This is a genomic window from Paraburkholderia susongensis (genome assembly GCF_900177725.1).
Classification (GTDB): Bacteria; Pseudomonadota; Gammaproteobacteria; order Burkholderiales; family Burkholderiaceae; genus Paraburkholderia; species Paraburkholderia susongensis.
In genome coordinates, this window is record NZ_FXAT01000002.1 from 50,429 (window position 1) to 67,800 (window position 17,372).

The 17,372-nt window shown below is 66.5% G+C and carries 13 protein-coding genes; 4 read left to right on the forward strand and 9 right to left on the reverse strand.

Annotated elements, in window-relative coordinates:
• Positions 1–29: 29 nt before the first annotated feature.
• Both B9Z01_RS05410 and phnX read left to right on the forward strand, forming a co-directional pair.
• Positions 30–1,304, forward strand: coding sequence for a 2-aminoethylphosphonate--pyruvate transaminase (locus tag B9Z01_RS05410; protein ID WP_085481236.1), 1,275 nt, complete (start codon positions 30–32; stop codon positions 1,302–1,304).
• A 96-nt stretch (positions 1,305–1,400) separates the two neighbouring features.
• Positions 1,401–2,204 (forward strand): phosphonoacetaldehyde hydrolase, encoded by an 804-nt coding sequence (gene phnX, locus B9Z01_RS05415; protein ID WP_085482001.1) that lies wholly within the window; start codon positions 1,401–1,403, stop codon positions 2,202–2,204.
• Between the two features lie 83 nt (positions 2,205–2,287).
• Here the strand turns inward: phnX and B9Z01_RS05420 are convergent, their stop codons facing one another.
• On the reverse strand, positions 2,288–3,226 hold the full coding sequence (locus tag B9Z01_RS05420; RefSeq protein ID WP_085481237.1) for a LysR family transcriptional regulator: 939 nt from the start codon (positions 3,224–3,226) through the stop codon (positions 2,288–2,290).
• Positions 3,227–3,281: 55 nt separating this feature from the next.
• Positions 3,282–4,472, reverse strand: a complete 1,191-nt coding sequence (locus B9Z01_RS05425) for an amidohydrolase family protein (protein WP_085481238.1) — start codon at positions 4,470–4,472, stop codon at positions 3,282–3,284.
• Positions 4,473–4,743: 271 nt separating this feature from the next.
• Here B9Z01_RS05425 and argG point away from each other — a divergent pair, with 271 nt between their 5' ends.
• A complete protein-coding gene (gene argG / locus B9Z01_RS05430) occupies positions 4,744–6,078 on the forward strand; it encodes an argininosuccinate synthase (RefSeq protein ID WP_085481239.1) in 1,335 nt (444 codons plus the stop codon).
• A 189-nt stretch (positions 6,079–6,267) separates the two neighbouring features.
• Here argG and B9Z01_RS05435 read toward each other — a convergent pair whose 3' ends face one another.
• The 6 genes from B9Z01_RS05435 to B9Z01_RS05460 all read right to left on the reverse strand — a co-directional run bounded on the left by B9Z01_RS05435 (position 6,268) and on the right by B9Z01_RS05460 (position 14,722).
• Positions 6,268–9,156 (reverse strand): Hsp70 family protein, encoded by a 2,889-nt coding sequence (locus B9Z01_RS05435; protein WP_085481240.1) that lies wholly within the window; start codon positions 9,154–9,156, stop codon positions 6,268–6,270.
• A 62-nt stretch (positions 9,157–9,218) separates the two neighbouring features.
• Complete coding sequence (locus B9Z01_RS05440) at positions 9,219–11,066, reverse strand: Hsp70 family protein (RefSeq protein ID WP_085481241.1); 1,848 nt, start codon at positions 11,064–11,066, stop codon at positions 9,219–9,221.
• Positions 11,063–11,662, reverse strand: a complete 600-nt coding sequence (locus B9Z01_RS05445) for a DUF2760 domain-containing protein (protein WP_085481242.1) — start codon at positions 11,660–11,662, stop codon at positions 11,063–11,065. Before B9Z01_RS05445 ends, B9Z01_RS05440 begins: the two co-directional genes overlap by 4 nt.
• A gap of 380 nt (positions 11,663–12,042) precedes the next feature.
• Positions 12,043–13,287: a tyrosine-type recombinase/integrase gene (locus tag B9Z01_RS05450; RefSeq protein WP_085481243.1), complete on the reverse strand. Its 1,245-nt coding sequence runs from the start codon at positions 13,285–13,287 to the stop codon at positions 12,043–12,045.
• Between the two features lie 190 nt (positions 13,288–13,477).
• Entirely contained in the window at positions 13,478–14,086 is a 609-nt protein-coding gene (locus B9Z01_RS05455; protein WP_085481244.1) for a uracil-DNA glycosylase family protein, read from the reverse strand.
• A gap of 93 nt (positions 14,087–14,179) precedes the next feature.
• Positions 14,180–14,722, reverse strand: coding sequence for a DUF488 domain-containing protein (locus B9Z01_RS05460; RefSeq protein WP_085481245.1), 543 nt, complete (start codon positions 14,720–14,722; stop codon positions 14,180–14,182).
• A gap of 148 nt (positions 14,723–14,870) precedes the next feature.
• Here B9Z01_RS05460 and B9Z01_RS05465 point away from each other — a divergent pair, with 148 nt between their 5' ends.
• Entirely contained in the window at positions 14,871–15,857 is a 987-nt protein-coding gene (locus B9Z01_RS05465; protein ID WP_085481246.1) for a zinc-dependent alcohol dehydrogenase family protein, read from the forward strand.
• A 65-nt stretch (positions 15,858–15,922) separates the two neighbouring features.
• Here B9Z01_RS05465 and adhP read toward each other — a convergent pair whose 3' ends face one another.
• On the reverse strand, positions 15,923–16,948 hold the full coding sequence (gene adhP / locus B9Z01_RS05470) for an alcohol dehydrogenase AdhP (RefSeq protein WP_085481247.1): 1,026 nt from the start codon (positions 16,946–16,948) through the stop codon (positions 15,923–15,925).
• Positions 16,949–17,372 lie beyond the last annotated feature (424 nt).

Consider the following 17,372-nt stretch of genomic DNA (forward strand, 5'->3'; position numbering starts at 1 on the left):
TCGACATCAGTTTTATCGGAGTTCGGGACATGGAAAGCGCGATCGGCGGTTCAGCGGCGGCGGCGTTTGCAACATCGGCAACATCGGCAGCGGCACCCGCGGCACCCGCAGCACCTCACGGCACGACCGCCTGCGCCGCACCCGCCGGCGGCGAGCCTTATCTGCTCACGCCGGGTCCGTTGACCACAGCGCTCTCGACCAAGGAAGCGATGCTGCGCGACTGGGGCTCGTGGGACGGCGACTTCCGCGCGATGACCGCGCAATTGCGCGCGAGCCTGCTGGACATCGCCGGTGACACCGCCGGCGACTACGACTGCGTGCCGCTGCAAGGCAGCGGCAGCTACTGTGTCGAAGCGATGCTCGGCAGTCTGATTCCGCGTGACGGCCACGCGCTCGTGCTCGCGAACGGCGCCTACGGCAAGCGCGCGGCGACGACGCTGGGCTATCTCGGCCGCGCCTGCACGCTGCTCGACAAGGGCGACTATCTGCCGCCGCGCGGCGTCGAAGTGGAGCGCATGCTCGACGCCGACCCGTCGATCACGCACGTGGTCGCCATTCATTGCGAAACCAGCTCGGGCATTCTCAACCCGCTCGAGGAAATCGCGGCGGCCGTCGCGAAGAAGGGCCGCAAGCTGTTGATCGATTCGATGAGCGCATTCGGCGCGGTGCCGCTCGACGTCCGGCAAATTGCCTGCGAGGCGTTCGTGTCGTCGGCGAACAAGTGCATCGAGGGCGTGCCGGGTTTCGGTTTCGTGATCGCCCGCAAAAGCGCGTTGCGGGAAGCGAAGGGCCGCAGCCATTCGCTCGCGCTCGACATCTACGATCAATGGGACGTGATGAACCGCACCGGGCAGTGGCGCTTCACGCCGCCCACGCATACGGTGGCCGCGTTTATCGAGGCGTTGCGTCTGCACAAGCTCGAAGGCGGGCAGCCGGCGCGTCTTGCGCGCTACGCGAACAATCGCGACGTGCTCGTGGCCGGCATGCAGGCGCTCGGTTTCGAACCGCTGCTCAATGCGCGCTGGCTCTCGCCGATCATCGTGACGTTTTTCTCGCCCGCGCATCCGTCGTTTGAATTCGCGCGCTTCTATGAACTGATGAAGCAGCAGGGTTTCGTCATCTATCCGGGCAAGCTGACGGTGGTGGACAGTTTTCGCATTGGCTGCATCGGTCAGGTCGACGAGCACGTGATGCGCCGTGTGGTCGAAGCATGCGCGCAATCGCTGCGGGCCATGGGCGTTCCGCATGCGGCGCCGCCGGCCGCCGCGCTCGAAGAGCGCAAGGCGCTCGCACAGGTGGCGTAAGGCACGGCACGAAGCAGGGCGCAAAGCAGGGCACGAAACAAGGCCCAAAGCGCAATACATCAGGATTCCAGAGGATTGAAGCAGATGAAGCAGCAGATAAAGCACGTCAAAGCAGTGATTTTCGATTGGGCCGGCACCGTGGTCGACTACGGTTCGCGCGCGCCGATGGGCGCGTTCGTCGAGACCTTCGAACAGTTCGGTGTGCCGATCACGATCGACGAAGCGCGCGGCCCGATGGGCATGGCGAAGCGTCCGCACATCGCGGCGCTGATGGCGTTGCCGCGCGTCGCGCGAGCGTGGACCGAGCATTACGGCCACGCGCCGTCCGAAGCCGATATCGACGCCGTGTACGACGTGTTTGTGCCGAAGAACATCGCGGTCGCGGCAAGCTATAGCACGGTGATTCCCGGCGTCGCGGAAGTGGTGAGCGCATTGCGCGGCGACGGCATTCGCATTGGTACGACCACGGGCTATACGCGCGAGATCATCGACGAAATCGTGCCGGGCGCGGCCGCGCAGGGTTTTTCGCCGGACAGCATCGTGTGCACCGGCGATACGCCGGAAGGGCGGCCGTCGCCGTACATGATCTATCGGACCTTGCCGCAATTGGGCGTGTGGCGCGCGAAAGAGACGATCAAGGTCGACGATACCGAGGTCGGCATCGAGGAGGGCCTCAACGGCGGCACGTGGGCGGTTGGCGTCGCGGTGAGCGGCAACGCCTTCGGCATGAGTGAGGCCGAGGTGAAGGCGTTGCCCGTCGAAGAATTCGCCGCGCGCCGTAGCGAGGCGATCGGCAAGCTCAAGGCTGCCGGTGCGCATTACGTGATCGACAGCGTCGCCGATCTGATGCCGGTCGTGTACGACATCGACGCGCGGCTTGCGCGTGGCGAAAAGCCTTGAGTGTCCTTGAGTGTCGAAGCGAAGTGAAGCCGGGCAGGGCGAAGCGAAGCAATGCGATGTAGCGACGCTTCATCCCGCCCGGCTCACTCGAAGTAACCCACCGCGAGATCGATGAACTCGCGCACCTTGCGCGGTACGAACTCGCGGCTCGGATAGACGAGCGACACGGCCACGTCGCCATTGAGCACCGTGTAGCCGTCGAGCACGCGCACGAGCGTGCCCGCGCGCAATTCGTCGGCCACCATCTCGAGCGGCAGCAACGCGATGCCCATCGCGCCGAGCGCCGCCTGCTTCTGCATGATCATGCTGTTGACCGTGAACGACGCGTCGACGGCGATGCTCTCGCTGCCTTCATCCTCTTTACCCTGTTCATCCTGTCCGTCGCCTTCGCGGGCCGCGCCGTTGCGGAGTATCCACATCGGCCCGCTCGTGTCGAACGGCGCGGCAATCAGCTGGTGTCGCGCGAGATCGGCCGGTGTCTGCGGATGACCGGCTCGCGCGAGATACGCGGCCGCTGCCACCGGCACCGCGTGCGAGTTGATGAGACGCCGCACCACGAGCGACTCCGAGCGAATCATATGCTCGGTCACGATGCCGACGTCGAAGCCGCCGTCGAGCAGATCGACGCGCTTTTCCGTCAGCGTGACGCGCAGATTCACCTGCGGGAATCTCGCCTGATATTCGGCGAAAAGCGGTGTCAGGCGAAACAGAGAAAAGCTGCCGAGCGCGACGATGCGCAGATCGCCCGCGACTTCCTTCGATGCCGTGGTCGCGCGCGACTCCACTTCCTCGAGTTCGGCGAGCAGCACGCGGCAGCCATCGGCGTATTGCGCGCCGGCCTCGGTCAGCACGACCTTGCGCGTGGTGCGCTGGAAGAGGCGAATGCCCAGATGCTGTTCGAGACTCGACACATGGCGCGTGACTACCGAGGTCGATACGCCGAGCTGCGCGGCGGCCTGCGCGAAGCTGCCCGCATCGGCAACCTTGACGAATGCCTGCATGGCCTGAAAGAGATTGATCATTCGAGTGCAGAAGGTGGTGCAAAAGTGGTGCAAAAAAACCTGGCACTTCCAACTACTATTGGACGAGCGCGCCATCACGCGCGACGACGCGGCCGTTCGCCACCACGAGCTTGCGCGGCGGCCGCGCGACGATTGCATGCGCGAGCGTGTCCGCGTCGACGAGCACGAGGTCGGCGCGTGCGCCCGCCTGCAGACCGTACGCCTCGAAGCCACATGCGCGCGCGGCCACGCTGCTCACGCAATCGAACGCGAGCGCGAGGTCGTCGTCGCGGCGCAGGCCGTTGCGCATCGCGATCAGCATCGCGCGTTCCAGCATGTCGGGCGAGCCGTACGGCGTCCACGTATCGCGGATGCCGTCGTTGCCGCCGAACAGCGTGACGCCGTGCTCGAGGCACGCCTTGAGCGACGGCACCGCCACCGACGGCGGGGCGGTGGTCAGCAGCGCGACGCGCAGATCGGCGAGACGCGCAAGCAGCGCATCGCGTTCGCGCTCGGGCAGCGCGCCGAGACAGAATGCATGACTGACCACGACCTGCCCCTGCATGCCGAGCGCGGCGACGCGATCGAGCAGCAGGCCCAGCGTGAAGGCGCCGACTTCGCCGGGCTCGTGCAGATGAATGTCGATCGGCTTCTGGTGACGCTGCGCGAGGCTGAACGTCAGATCGAGCGACGCGACCGGGTCGCCGTCGATGAGCGCGGGGTCGAGCGCGCCGAGCACGTCGGCGCCCGCCGCAAGCGCGCCATCGAGCAGCGCATCGGTGCCCGGCCGGCCGAGCAGCCCCGATTGCGGAAACGCGACGATCTGCATGTCGAACACGTCGCGCAGCGCGTGACGCGTCGCGAGCACGCCTTCGAGATGACGCAGGCCCGCGTCGGTGTCGATATCGACGTGGGTGCGCAGACGCGTCGTGCCCGCCTCCATGAACGCACGCGCGAGCGCGAGCGACTGGGCGCCCGCATCGTGGCCGCTTTGCGCGCGCCAGCGCCGTTCGTTTTCGATGCGGTCGGTGAGCTTCGGCCCGACCTCGTTGCGATACCAGCGCAAGCCCCAGTTCGTCTTGTCCAGATGCGTATGACCTTCGACGAAACCCGGCAGCAGCAACGCGTCCGCGCCGTCCTCGATGTGCACGCCGGGCTCGCGCGCGAGCCCGGGACCGATTGCGGCGATGCGGCCGCCGGCGATCGACACGTCGACGCGTGCGCCGTCGGCGGTGCGGACGTTCGTAATGAGGGTGGTGTTCGTCATGGAAGGTGGCGTAGTCGTGGTCATAAGCGGCAGATAAAAGTGGATGGAGGGACGAGGGCAACGGCATGCGGCGGCATGCATCGACACGCCGGTGAATGCCTGCAAAAAGACAGCTCATGGAGCCCGCCCGAAGCCCGCCAGCCGGCCAAAAACGCAAGCCGGACGGCCGTTCACGCTATACTCCCGCGTAACTTGCCTTATCGCGAGGCTTGCCTGATACTCAATTGTTACACCCTAATATTCCCGTACGTCGAGTTTAACGCTACAGCATATGAGTACAATTCTTGAAAGTCTCCCGATCGGCCAGAAGGTCGGTATCGCCTTTTCCGGTGGCCTCGACACCAGCGCCGCGCTGCACTGGATGAAACAGAAGGGCGCCGTGCCTTACGCCTACACGGCCAACCTCGGCCAGCCCGACGAAGACGACTACGATTCGATTCCGCGTCGCGCGACGCAATACGGCGCCGCGGGTGCGCGCCTGATCGACTGCCGTGCGCAACTCGTCGCGGAAGGCATCGCGGCTCTGCAATGCGGCGCGTTTCATATCTCGACGGCAGGCGTCACCTACTTCAACACGACGCCGATCGGCCGCGCCGTGACGGGCACCATGCTCGTCGCCGCGATGAAGGAAGACGGCGTCAACATCTGGGGCGACGGCAGCACCTACAAGGGCAACGACATCGAGCGCTTCTACCGCTACGGTCTGCTCGTGAATCCCGACCTCAAGATCTACAAGCCCTGGCTCGACCAGTTGTTCATCGACGAACTCGGCGGCCGCTCGGAAATGTCCGAGTTCATGCGCCAGTCGGGCTTCGACTACAAGATGTCGGCGGAGAAAGCCTACTCGACCGACTCGAACCTGCTCGGCGCGACGCACGAAGCGAAAGACCTCGAAAGCCTCGAGAGCGGCATCAAGATCGTGAATCCGATCATGGGCGTCGCGTTCTGGCGCGACGACGTGCAGATCGCGAAGGAAGAAGTGACGATCCGCTTCGAGGAAGGCCAGCCGGTCTCGCTGAACGGCAAGACGTTCCCGAATGCGGTCGAGCTGCTGCTCGAAGCGAATCGCATCGGCGGCCGTCATGGTCTCGGCATGAGCGACCAGATCGAGAACCGCATCATCGAGGCGAAGAGCCGCGGCATCTACGAAGCCCCGGGCCTCGCGCTGCTCAATATCGCTTACGAGCGTCTCGTCACCGGCATTCACAACGAAGACACGATCGAGCAGTACCGCGAAAACGGCCGCCGCCTCGGCCGCCTGCTGTACCAGGGCCGCTGGTTCGATCCGCAGGCGATCATGCTGCGCGAAACCGCGCAGCGCTGGGTCGCGCGCGTGGTCACCGGCGAAGTGACCGTCGAATTGCGCCGCGGCAACGACTATTCGATCCTCAGCACGAAGTCGCCGAACCTCACGTATCAACCCGAGCGTCTGTCGATGGAGAAGGTCGCTTCGACGTTCTCGCCGCGCGACCGGATCGGTCAGCTCACGATGCGCAATCTCGACATCACCGATACGCGCGACAAGCTGCGTATCTATTCGCAGGTTGGCCTGCTGTCGTCGAACGACGTGTCCGCGCTGCCGCAAGTGAAGTCGGATAAAGAGTAAACGCCGGAGTAAAGGCGAGAATAAACGCGCGAGTCAGTCCGGGAGTCGATCCCGGAGCAAGTCTGCTGGTTCATGATGAGCGGGGAAGGGATGTCCTTCCCCGTCTCCTTCGCATTAAATCCCCCACTGATCCGAATGATCGCCGCTCGCCGCGAGCGCGGATTGCATGCTGCCCGCAAAAAAACCGCATCAGGCGCCAATCAGCTTCAATCCGGCAGGCAGCGACTCCCCGAACACGCGGCCCTCGTCAGCGTTATCGAGCGCGACGGTTTCTTTCACCATCATGATCCACGCGCGCGGCGCGTTCGCCGCGTCGAGCCGCCGCACGACTGCCGCACGCACGTCTTCGGGCAAATCGCGCGAGCGGTCGCCGGTCATGCGGGCGATCTGCACGGCGGCGAACGCCGCGGGGTCGACCTTCTTCCAGTCGAGCTTGAGAATCGCGTCGAGCCATTGCGCGGCGGTCGCGGGCGGCACGACGCTATGCGCGCTGCCGTAGAACGGCTGCCGCGCGCCGATGCGCCCGACCGCCCACCAGCTTTGATGATTTTCCGCAGGCTTCTTTAGGCGCGTCAGCACCGCCTCGCCGAGTTCGATCTTGCGTTCGGCCGGAATCCGTTCGAGCGATGCGCTGAGGCGCACCATATCGGCGAAACCTGTCTTTGCGACATCGAACGGCAGCTTGTGACGCGATTGCGCGGCCTTCTGCAGATAGTCCATCGCGTCGAGCACGCGTAGTTGCTCGTCTTCGCCGAGGCCGCCCGCGGCGCGGCGCCACAGCGTCCACCATTCGGACCAGACCTGGCTGTCGTTGACGTATTGAATGCCGTCGTCGAACAGCGACCACAGTTGCTCGACGCGCCATTCATCGAGCGGATAGCCGAAGCCCGGCCGCACGCAATAGCCCGCCAGATTGAGCCAGAGCCGTTCGTGATCGGCCGTGCGCCGCCTGCGGCGCGCGCGTTCCCATAGCGCGCCGAACAGTTCGCGCAGCAAGGCGCTGTTCCAGCTATCGCGCGGCCCGAGCAGATGTTCGAGCTGCGCGCGCAGCCGCTTGATTTCCTTCGGATCGACGTTTTGCGCGCGCGAGCCGAAGCAGCGGTCGATCAGTTCGATCGCGCGATCGAGCGCGGGATGGCGCTCGTGTGCGGCATCCGCGGGCAGGTCGACCTGCGCGGCGTCGCGGCGCAACTGGAATTCGAGGCGCCAGCGTTGCGCGGGGTCGTCGAGCGCGAGGCAATGGACGTCGAGCGTGCCGACTTCGGTGAGCGTCGTCGCGATTCGCACCGCGGTTTCGCGCGCGCTTTGTCCGTCGCGCGGCTGCACGACGGTCGCGATCGGCGGCAGACGCACGAAGTCGCCGCCCGACAGATCGATCAGCTCGCCGGGCTGATAAGCCGTGTCCGCGCTCGACGACACGAGGTGGAACTGCACCGGATGCCCGAGCCGCAGCGCGAACGTGCGCTCCGCGATCAGAATCTCATGGCCTTCTTCGGTGCCGCGCGGCAGCAGGCAGATGCCGCGTTGCGCCGGAGCGGTGCTCTGCGTTGGGTTCTGTTCCCCGTCGCCACCGGCTTCGTCGAGCACGAGAAAGTAGCTGCGCGGCGAGCCGCCGCCGATTTTCGGCGCGACGCCCGCGCGCGCAAGCGAATAGGCCACCGCGCCGCGCGCGACGGCGACGTCGGGGTTGTCGTTGTGCAGTACGTTGAGCGGTGCGCCGCGCCAGTTGCCGAGCGTCTCCGCGAGACGCCGCGACAGCGCTTCGGCGCGGAATACACCACCGTTGAGCAGCAGCGTGTCAGGCACGGGCAAGGCAGTTTCACCGCCCGCGTCCGGCGAACCCGAACCCGCACCCAACGCCTTGCCCGATTGCGCCGCGAACCGGTCGAGAAACGCCGCGATATGGCGTGTGACCGCCGCGTCGGTCGCATAGGGCAGGCCGAATTCGACGATGGCGCCGCGCAGCCGCCCCGGCCGCTCATGCGCCGCGACCTTCGGAAAGAAACCATCGACGATGATCCGCTCGACCTCGTCGCGCGTGACCTGCGCAGTGCGCGCTCCGCCGATCAGCTTCGAGCCCGCGCCGAGCAGCGTGATCGACGCCGACTCCGGCGCCTGTGCGCCGAGCAGTTGTTCCTTCGCGCCGCGGCAGCGTTCGACCAGTTGCGACAGACTCGCCGCCGACAGCCGCTGCGGCGCCTGCCTATCGGCACTGGAACCGCCAGAGCCACTGGGACCGCCCGGCAGCCGCGCCTCGACGAGATGCGCGAGCGCGAGGTCCATATTGTCGCCGCCGAGCATCAGATGATTGCCGACGCCGATACGCGTGAGGCGCGGCTCGCCATCGTGCAGAGCGACTTCGATCAGCGTGAGATCGGTCGTGCCGCCGCCCACGTCGCAGATCAGCACGAGCCGCGTGTTCGCGAGTTCGCCGGCAAGCCGCTCGCGATGATGAAACAGCCAGTCGTAGAACGCCGCCTGCGGCTCTTCGAGCAGGCGCAGCGACGCGAGGCCGGCAAGCCGCGCCGCTTCGACGGTCAACGCGCGCGCGCCTTCGTCGAACGAGGCCGGCACCGTGAGCACGACGTCCTGCTGTTCGAGCGGCGCGTCCGGAAACTGCTGGTTCCACGCAGCGCGCACGTGCGCGAGGTAGCTCGCGCTCGCCTCGAGCGGCGAGACCTTGCGGACTTCATCGGGGGCGCCCCACGGCAGAATCGGCGCGACGCGATCGACCGACGCGTGCGAGAGCCAGCTTTTCGCGCTCGCGACGAGCCGTCCCGGCACCTGCGCGCCGAGCAGGCGCGCAAGCCGGCCGACCACGACCGGCTGTGCGGCGTCCTGGCCATGCTCCGCGCGCTGACCCGCATTGGCGGACCACGGCAGTTGCAGATCGGCCGCGCTCAGCTCGCCCTCGGCCGCGTGATAGCGCACCGACGGCAACAGCGGCCGCGCGGCGACTTCGCCGGGGCTCACGAGCTGCTCGATCCCGAACACGCGAATCTCGTGCGATCCGGCTTGCGCGTACGCGAGCACCGTGTTGCTGGTGCCGAGATCGATGCCGACGCTGTACCGCTTCATCTGTGCCCTATCTTGCTGATTCACTGACGCGCTGATTCACTGCTCCACTGCTTCACCGGCCATCACCCATGCGCGGCGCCGCGCACATCGAACTCGACTTTCCAGCGCTCATCCGACCCGCGCGGAATCGCTTCGAGTTCGAGCGTGCCGGCCTCGGTCACGCGCGCATGCAGCTTCACCGGCACGACTTCTCCGGCGGTGCGGCCGGCCGCGGGCAGCGATGCCTCGATTTCCTCGAGTTCCTGTAGCTCCTCGGGGCCCCAGTAGTCGAGCAGCGTGCCGACCTGATCCTGACGACGCACCGACGAGCCGAAGAAGCGGAAATGCACGGGCTCGCCGACGACCAGCCCGAACTCCTGCGCGGGCAACTCGGCATCGGTGCCTTCCTCCATGCCGAACGGCGCGACGCACAGCGCCTGCACCGGCGGTTCGAGCCCAGGCACGGCCGGCATCGCCGATTCGATCGCGATGTAGTACGCGCGCGCGGTGCCGCCGCGAATCCGCACGCCGCGCCCGCGCCGCACGTAGCCGTAGTAGGCCGCGCCGCGCGCGACCGCGAGATCGAGGTCCGCGCCTTCGAGCAGGCGCGCGCTCGCCGCGCCTTCGGCCGCGAGCCAGCCATTGAGCGTGCCCATGATGCGCTCGACGAGCAGCGCCGACTTGAACACGCCGCCGTTGAACAGCACCGCGGTCGGATGCAGGAAGCTCGCGTCTGGCGCGACGTGCTCGCGCAGACCTTCGAGTTCGGCCAGCGCGCCGACCTGACGGCCGAGGAACGCCGCCAGATGCCGCGTGATGCCCGCGTCCTGCGCATACGGCAGGCCGAGCTGCGTGAGACCGGCGCGCGCGCGGCTCACCGGACGCGCGGCGCTGTCCACTTGCGGGAAAAAGCCGTCGAGGATCGTCTGCGTGAGTTCCGCGCGCGTGAGTTCGGTGCGGATCGACCCACCGATCAGCTTCGAGCCGCGACTCGGCACGACGAGCGGCACCGTGTCGGTGGCGGGGTCGCTGAGCAGCGTTTCCTTCGCCGAGCGGCACGCATAGGTGAGGGCGCGCAACTGCCACGCGTCGGCCTGCGTGCCCTGCGCCGCGAGCTTGCGCGCGACCACGTGCGCGAGCGCGAGGTCCATGTTGTCGCCGCCGAGCAGGATGTGCTCGCCGACCGCGACGCGATGCAGTTCGAGGTTGCCGTCGCGCTCGATCACCGCGATCAGCGAGAGGTCGGTCGTGCCGCCGCCCACATCGACGACGAGGATGATGTCGCCGACCTTGACCTGCTTGCGCCACTCGCCGCCGCTCTTCTGGATCCAGCTATAGAGCGCCGCCTGCGGTTCTTCGAGCAGCGTCATACGCGTCAAGCCCGCGGCCTCGGCCGCTTCGGCGGTCAGCTCGCGCGCGGCCGGATCGAACGAGGCGGGGATCGTCACCGTGACGTCCTGCTCGCCGAACGGCGCGTCCGGATGCGCGTGATCCCATGCTTCGCGCAGATGCGTCAGATAGCGCACCGAGCTTTCGAGCGGCGAGACGCGCGCGACTTCGGGCGGCGCATCGTTCGGCAGAATGCCCGCGCGACGGTCGACGCCCGGATGGCACAGCCAGCTCTTCGCGCTCGACACGAGCCGGATCGGCGTGCCCGCGCCGCGGCTGCGCGCGAACTCGCCGACCGCGAAGTCGCGCTCGCCGGTCCACGGCAGATGGAGGTCGCCCGAGGCCAGTTCGTCGGGGTGGGGCAGATAGAGGAACGAGGGCAGCAGCGGCAGATCGTCGATTGCGCCGGGACCCGTGAGTTGCGCGATCGGCAGCACGCCCTGGGCGGTTTTCTCGCCGTCGCTCGCGTGCGTGTCCACATAGGAGAGCGCGCAATGCGTGGTGCCGAGATCGATGCCGATGGAATAGCGTGCGTCGCTCATAGCTCCACCTCGGCCGGTGCGATGACTTTCGCGTTGTGGCCGTCCGCGAGCTTCGGCAGACGGACCTCGTCGACGCGCCAGCCGCGATGGCTGATGCTGCCCTTGAACGGCGCGCTGCCGACGACGTTGCCGGTCAGGCGGATCGAGCTTGCGTCGAAGCCTTCGGGCAGCGTGACGCGGCTGCCCTCGGCTTCGTCGCGCACCGGGAGGATCGTGAAGTGCTCGCGCAGCGTCGCGCGGCAGCCTTCGTGCACGAGGCGCGCGGCGGCGCCGATGTCGGCGTCGCTATAGCCCTTGATGTCTTCCTCGACGAAATCGATAAAGCGCGCGTCGCGTTGCAGCAGGCCGAGCAGTTGCAGCGCGGCGTCGGGCGTGGCTTCCTTCAGCACGGGCGCGGCGGGTGGTTTCGGCTGCGGGGCGGGTGTCGCGGCGGGAGATGACGTACGCGTGGGCGTAGGCGCGGACGCCGGGCTGGCCGGTTCGCCGTTGCGCAGACGCAGCACGCTGGCGGCGAAATCGCCATTGCCGAGAATGCTGAAAAACGTGCCGACGGCCAGCGAAATGCGGCCGAGGAAGGATGGGTTCGTATCGCTCATAAAGGCTCCTGATCTGCTCTGTTAAAGGACGAGCGGTCCTCGCCGCGCCGCGCACGCCAGGCTGCGAAGCGCTGACGGGCCGGGCGGGGCCGTGATGTTGCGGATCGGCGCGCGGCCAGCAACGCCCGCTGCGGCCGATGCTGCAGCCGTCGAGCCGATGGACGGCCCAGAGGCGCTTCGCGAGCCGGTTGGCCGCGCGTGCGGCGCGCGCAAAACCCGTATTTTGCCTTGCGGCGCGCCCGACGCGGGCAAAGCCGGCAATTCTAGCGGGCAATGGGGTGGGATTGGCGGGGAGTTGGGGGCAGGGCGTGTTTCGCGCAGACGCTTGCGGCGCGAGGTTGGCGTGCTGCGGGCGAGCGGTGGATCGCGTTTAAGCCAGACTACCTGCCGCCCGCATCGCCGTCTTTCGATTTCGCCCCATCCCAGTTCATGCGATGACGATTGACGGTTTCCGTATGCCGCGCATCGTCTTCGGTGTGCAGATAAAGACTCGTCGTATTCAGCGATACATGGCCGAGATTGTCGCGGATCGTGCGCAGATCGACGCCGCCGTCGGCCTGATGCGAGCCCGCCGTATGTCGCAGCCAGTGCGCCGACGCGCGCTCGAGTTCGTCGGCGCGATCGGAGAATTCCGGGCCGCGCGCGCGTAGCCACGCAGCCGCGCCCGCAAAGATGCCCTTGATCGCATCGTGGATCGCCGAGCGGGACAGGCAGCGGTACCTGCCCTTGAACGGCAGCACGAGCGGCGTTTCCTCGGCGCGAGTCGGCAGGGCGGCAAGGCCATTGAGCGTCCGGTAGCTGCGCAGCTCCTCGACCAGTTCGGCCGATACCGGCACGATGCGCTCCTTGTCGCCCTTGCCGAGCGTTTCGAGCCACCACTGGTCCTGGCCGTCGGTGCTGAGCCTTCTGAAGAACTGCCCCATCTGTCCACCGGCGACTTCCGAAATCCGCATGCCTTGCAGATAAAACAGCGTGGTCAGCCAGCGGCAGCGCGCGTAGTACGCGCGCTGCGCGTCGGTGTCCTGCGGCAGTTGCTCGACGAACAGCTTGACCTCGTCCCACAGCGACGTCGACAGATAGCGCGTAACCCGCGGTGCCGAGCGCTTCGCGCGTTGCCGCAGCAACGCCATCGGATTGCCGCGCAGATAACCCGCGTTGACGAGCCACGTGAACATCGCGTTCAGGATGATCAGCGCCTGGCGCTGGCTCGCCGGCGAGAGCGGACCATTGAATGGCCGCCAGCGTTCGTCGGCCCGCGCGAACTTGCCGCCGCTCGCCGATACCCAGCGCGTGGCCGGCTGCGGATCGGCGATAAACGCCTTGAACAGCAGCAGGTCCTCATGCGTGAGCGACGACAACGGCTTGCCGAGCTGCACGACGGCCCACAGCAGGAGCCGCTCGGCTTCCTTGCGGTAATTGTCGAAGGTGGTTTTGGTATCCGCGTAATTGGAAAGCCATGCGCGCACGGCGTCCAGATCGTTGCGCGCCGACAGCTGCGAGCTTTCGGCCGCGCCGCGATTGGTGCCGTCGCGGCCATCGAGCATTTCCGGCACGACGAGCGATTCGACGGGCTGGACAGTGGCGAGTTCGGCGTGAGAGGCGGCTTTCGGCAAGGCTTTGGACACGATTCGGAGGGCTCCTGAGGGCGAACGCCGGTTGCGTAATTCTGCTCCGCTCAAGCGCTTTCAGACAGACTTGCCTGATGAAAACCCGCTGTTTCAGGCGAAACGCGCAACGCTATCACACAGTCGGCTTTGTCTGGCGCAAAAGCGGGCGTCGACGATGGCAGGGCACCGGTGAAAATCGCCCGCATCGCTATTTTTCGCGGCCTGCCAATGCTGCCGATACCCGCTCGCGCAACGCCGGTAAAACGTCGGCGTCGAACCACGGATTGCGCTTGAACCACGCGATATTGCGCGGCGACGGATGCGGCAGCGGCATGATTCGCGGCCCAAAATCGGACCACCGGACGAGCGTATCCGTCAAGGTGGGGCCGTATGCGTCACCGAGACCGAAACGCTGGGCGTACTGCCCAACCAGCAGCGTCAGCCGGACCGAGCTCAGGTGGCCGAGCAACTCGCGATGCCAGCGCGCGGCGCACGCGGGCAGTGGCGGCAGATCGCCGCTCGGGCCGCGTCCCGGAAAACAGAAGCCCATCGGTACGATGGCGAATTTCGAAGCGTCGTAAAAGGTGGCGTCGTCGACGCCGAGCCATGCGCGCAGGCGTGTACCGCTCGCATCGCTCCATGGAACGCCCGACGCATGCACCCGTGCGCCCGGCGCCTGGCCAACGATCAGAATGCGCGCCCGAACGGACGCGGCCAGCACCGGCCGTGGCGGGTGCGGCAGCGTCGGCGCGCACAGGGTGCAGGAGCGAATGTCGCGAAGCAGGGCTTCGAGCGCGGTGGATTTCGTGACAGCCATGCTATGGAGCGAAGTGACTGACGCGCGGCCGTGCCGTCATCTCGCGTCGTAATCGTGTCGTAGATCGTTTCGTAGATCGTGTTGTGAAGCGGCTCAGCTCTGGGGCTGCGCCGGATAGATCAAGGTGCCGTCGGCCTGGATCTGCGCCTCCGGCGTCATCGTCGCCACGCTTGTGTGATGCGCGTCCATGATATGCAGCACGGTTTCGCGGCGGGCCAGCAGATAGTCCGCAATGATACGCCGGTGGCAGCGCCACCAGACCGCTTCGGAGCACATGATCGCGCACGGCTGACGATGACCGAGTTCGAGGAGCTGCGCGAGTCCATCGCGAAACGCGTCGCTCATTGCATAGTCCGCGTAATTGCGGAAGGCCGGATGGGTCCAGTACATATTGGGCGACGGCGCATCGTCCTTGCGCTTGCCGCGGCGTCCGCCCAACGCCGCCAGATGCACATAGCCGATATGCTCGGGCGCGAGCGCCGCCGGCAGCGTGTCGCGATTGAACTGCGGGTTGGTTCGCGAGCGCGGAATGCTACGCACGTCGACGAGCGTTGCAATCTGCTCGTTTTTCAGCAGCCCGACGAATTCCTCCAACGGGCGGGTCGAATGGCCGATCGTGAAAAAGGGGCGTTTCATCAGTGCCTCGTCAGCTTCGATGTGAGGACCATGACAAGTTTATAACGTGTGACCTTGCCACGAGCCGCGCCTATGCTGATGAAAGACGGCTGCCCGCGATCGCCGGCGCGTTGACCGGCCGCCGTCAACGTTGATGAAGGAGAGCGCGATGCGAGCGATGGTGTTCGACGGCGGTTCAGCGACGCTGAACGAACGGGATGTGCCGGACCCGATACCCGGCCCTGGGCAGATCCTGATCGACGTTCATGCGTGCGGCGTGTGCCGCACGGATCTTCATCTGGTGGATCGTGAGCTCGAGCATCCGAAGCGGCCGGTGATACCGGGCCACGAAATCGTCGGCGTGGTGGCCGCACTGGGCGAGGGCGTGAGCGGGTTCGTGGTGGGCGAGCGCGTCGGTGTGCCGTGGGTCGGCCGCACCTGCGGCCATTGCGGCTACTGCCTGTCCGCGCGCGAGAATCTGTGTGACGACGCCGGCTTCACCGGCTACACGATCGACGGCGGCTATGCCGAGCGTACCGTCGCCGACAGCCGTTACTGCTTTCATCTGCCGTCGCACTACAGCGACATCGAAGCCGCGCCGCTGCTGTGCGCCGGCCTGATCGGCTATCGCACGCTGAACATGGCGGGCGACGCGCAACGGCTCGGCATCTACGGTTTCGGCGCCGCCGCGCATATCGTCGCGCAGGTGGCGCGTCATCAGCAGCGCAGCGTGTATGCGTTCACGCGTCCCGGCGATCAAGCGGCCCGGCAACTCGCGCTGCGTCTCGGTGCGGCATGGGCCGGCGGCAGCGACGAGATGCCGCCCGTCGAACTCGACGCGGCGCTGCTGTTCGCGCCGGTCGGCGCGCTCGTGCCGCAGGCGCTGCGCGCGGTCGCGAAAGGCGGCGTGGTGGTCTGCGGCGGCATCCATATGAGCGACATTCCGTCGTTCCCCTATGCGTTTCTGTGGGGCGAGCGGCGCGTCGTATCGGTCGCGAACCTGACGCGCGACGATGGGCTGTCGTTCATGCGTATCGCGGACGCAACCCGTCTCGCGATAGAAACGACCACTTATGCGTTGAGCGATGCGAACCGCGCGCTCGACGATTTGCGCAACGGCAGGCTGACCGGCGCGGCGGTGCTCGCGATCCGGTGACGCTCGACGCGGATCGAACCGCCGGCCGCATCGTGGCCGATGATGCAAGCGTGGCGATTTCCCGCCTACTCCATCGTCACCACGATCCGCCCATCCACCGTGCCGTCGCGCAGCGCACCCAATATCGTATTGATGTTCTCGATCCGGTCGCGATGGATATGCGCGCGCACGCTGCCTTGCGCCGCGAAGTCGAGCGACTCCTGCAAATCGCGTCGCGTACCGACAATCGATCCGCGCACGGTAATGCCGTTGAGCACGGTCGAAAAAATCGGCAACGGGAAATCGCCGGGAGGCAGCCCAACCAGCGACACCGTGCCGCCACGGCGCAGCATGCCGAGCGCCTGCGCGAACGCGCCGCGCGAGACGGCGGTCACGAGCACGCCATGCGCGCCGCCGATTTCCTTCTGGATCACAGCCGCGGGGTCTTCGGTGCTCGCGTTGATCGCGAGCTTCGCGCCGAGCTTGCGCGCGAGCGCGAGCTTGTCCTCGGCGACATCGACGGCGGCCACGTGCAGCCCCATCGCAATCGCGTACTGCACCGCGACGTGGCCGAGCCCGCCGATACCCGAGATCGCGAGCCACTGGCCGGGCCGCGCCTCCGTCACGCGAATGCCCTTGTAGACCGTCACGCCCGCGCAGAGGATGGGCGCGATTTCGTCGAATGCCACGTTCTCGGGCAGATGCCCGACGTAGTTCGGATCGGCCAGCACGTATTCCGCATAGCCGCCGTTGACCGAATAGCCGGTGTTCTTCTGCTCGTGGCAGAGCGTTTCCCAGCCGCTCAGGCAGTGCTCGCAGTGACCGCATGCGGTATAGAGCCACGGCACGCCAACGCGATCGCCTTCCTTGACCGCCTTGACGCCGCTGCCGGCCGCCGCGACATAGCCGACGCCCTCGTGTCCGGGGATAAAAGGCAGGGACGGCTTGACCGGCCAGTCGCCGTCGGCGGCATGCAGGTCGGTGTGGCAAACGCCCGAGGCCTTGATGTTGACGAGAATCTGTCCCGGTCCGACCTCCGGGACCGGCACTTCTTCGATGCGCAGCGGCGCGCCGAACTGATGAACGACAGCGGCTTTCATTTGAAGGGTCATGTCATGCTCCTCGAAATGGCCTGTCCAGTATTTTCGTGCGGCCCGCGGCTCGGTGATTGACGAAGATCAAGCGAAGCGGACAAACGCTACTCGCGCTACTCGTGCGGACGCGAGCGGCACGAAGCGATGAACCTGCGGTGCAGCCGCGCGGAGTGGCAAAACATCCAGCGAACACACGCGATGCCACGCAATGCGCCGAAGCCGGGGCGCGGATGACGATGGACAGGCGTTTTTCGTCCCGCACCGTGAACGTCGGCTTGTCCCGCTCCGGATCAATGACGCCCTCGAGGATCAGAGGAAAGCGGTGACGTGATGCATTGTAGTGCCGTAGCACTCGCGAGGCAGCGTCCGAACGTGCACATCCCTTGCTCCCGGCTCGCGCAGTCTCGAAGTGTTCGCCGTCTTCCTGGATCAACAGCGCAGC

Excerpts from the sequence above, each read along its gene's own strand:
- B9Z01_RS05410 (WP_085481236.1), top strand. The coding sequence starts at position 30 with ATGGAAAGCGCGATCGGCGGTTCAGCGGCGGCGGCGTTTGCAACATCG.
- B9Z01_RS05420 (WP_085481237.1), bottom strand. The coding sequence starts at position 3,226 with ATGATCAATCTCTTTCAGGCCATGCAGGCATTCGTCAAGGTTGCCGAT.
- B9Z01_RS05425 (WP_085481238.1), bottom strand. The coding sequence starts at position 4,472 with ATGACGAACACCACCCTCATTACGAACGTCCGCACCGCCGACGGCGCA.
- argG (WP_085481239.1), top strand. The coding sequence starts at position 4,744 with ATGAGTACAATTCTTGAAAGTCTCCCGATCGGCCAGAAGGTCGGTATC.
- B9Z01_RS05435 (WP_085481240.1), bottom strand. The coding sequence starts at position 9,156 with ATGAAGCGGTACAGCGTCGGCATCGATCTCGGCACCAGCAACACGGTG.
- B9Z01_RS05440 (WP_085481241.1), bottom strand. The coding sequence starts at position 11,066 with ATGAGCGACGCACGCTATTCCATCGGCATCGATCTCGGCACCACGCAT.
- B9Z01_RS05445 (WP_085481242.1), bottom strand. The coding sequence starts at position 11,662 with ATGAGCGATACGAACCCATCCTTCCTCGGCCGCATTTCGCTGGCCGTC.
- B9Z01_RS05455 (WP_085481244.1), bottom strand. The coding sequence starts at position 14,086 with ATGGCTGTCACGAAATCCACCGCGCTCGAAGCCCTGCTTCGCGACATT.
- B9Z01_RS05460 (WP_085481245.1), bottom strand. The coding sequence starts at position 14,722 with ATGAAACGCCCCTTTTTCACGATCGGCCATTCGACCCGCCCGTTGGAG.
- B9Z01_RS05465 (WP_085481246.1), top strand. The coding sequence starts at position 14,871 with ATGCGAGCGATGGTGTTCGACGGCGGTTCAGCGACGCTGAACGAACGG.
- adhP (WP_085481247.1), bottom strand. The coding sequence starts at position 16,948 with ATGACCCTTCAAATGAAAGCCGCTGTCGTTCATCAGTTCGGCGCGCCG.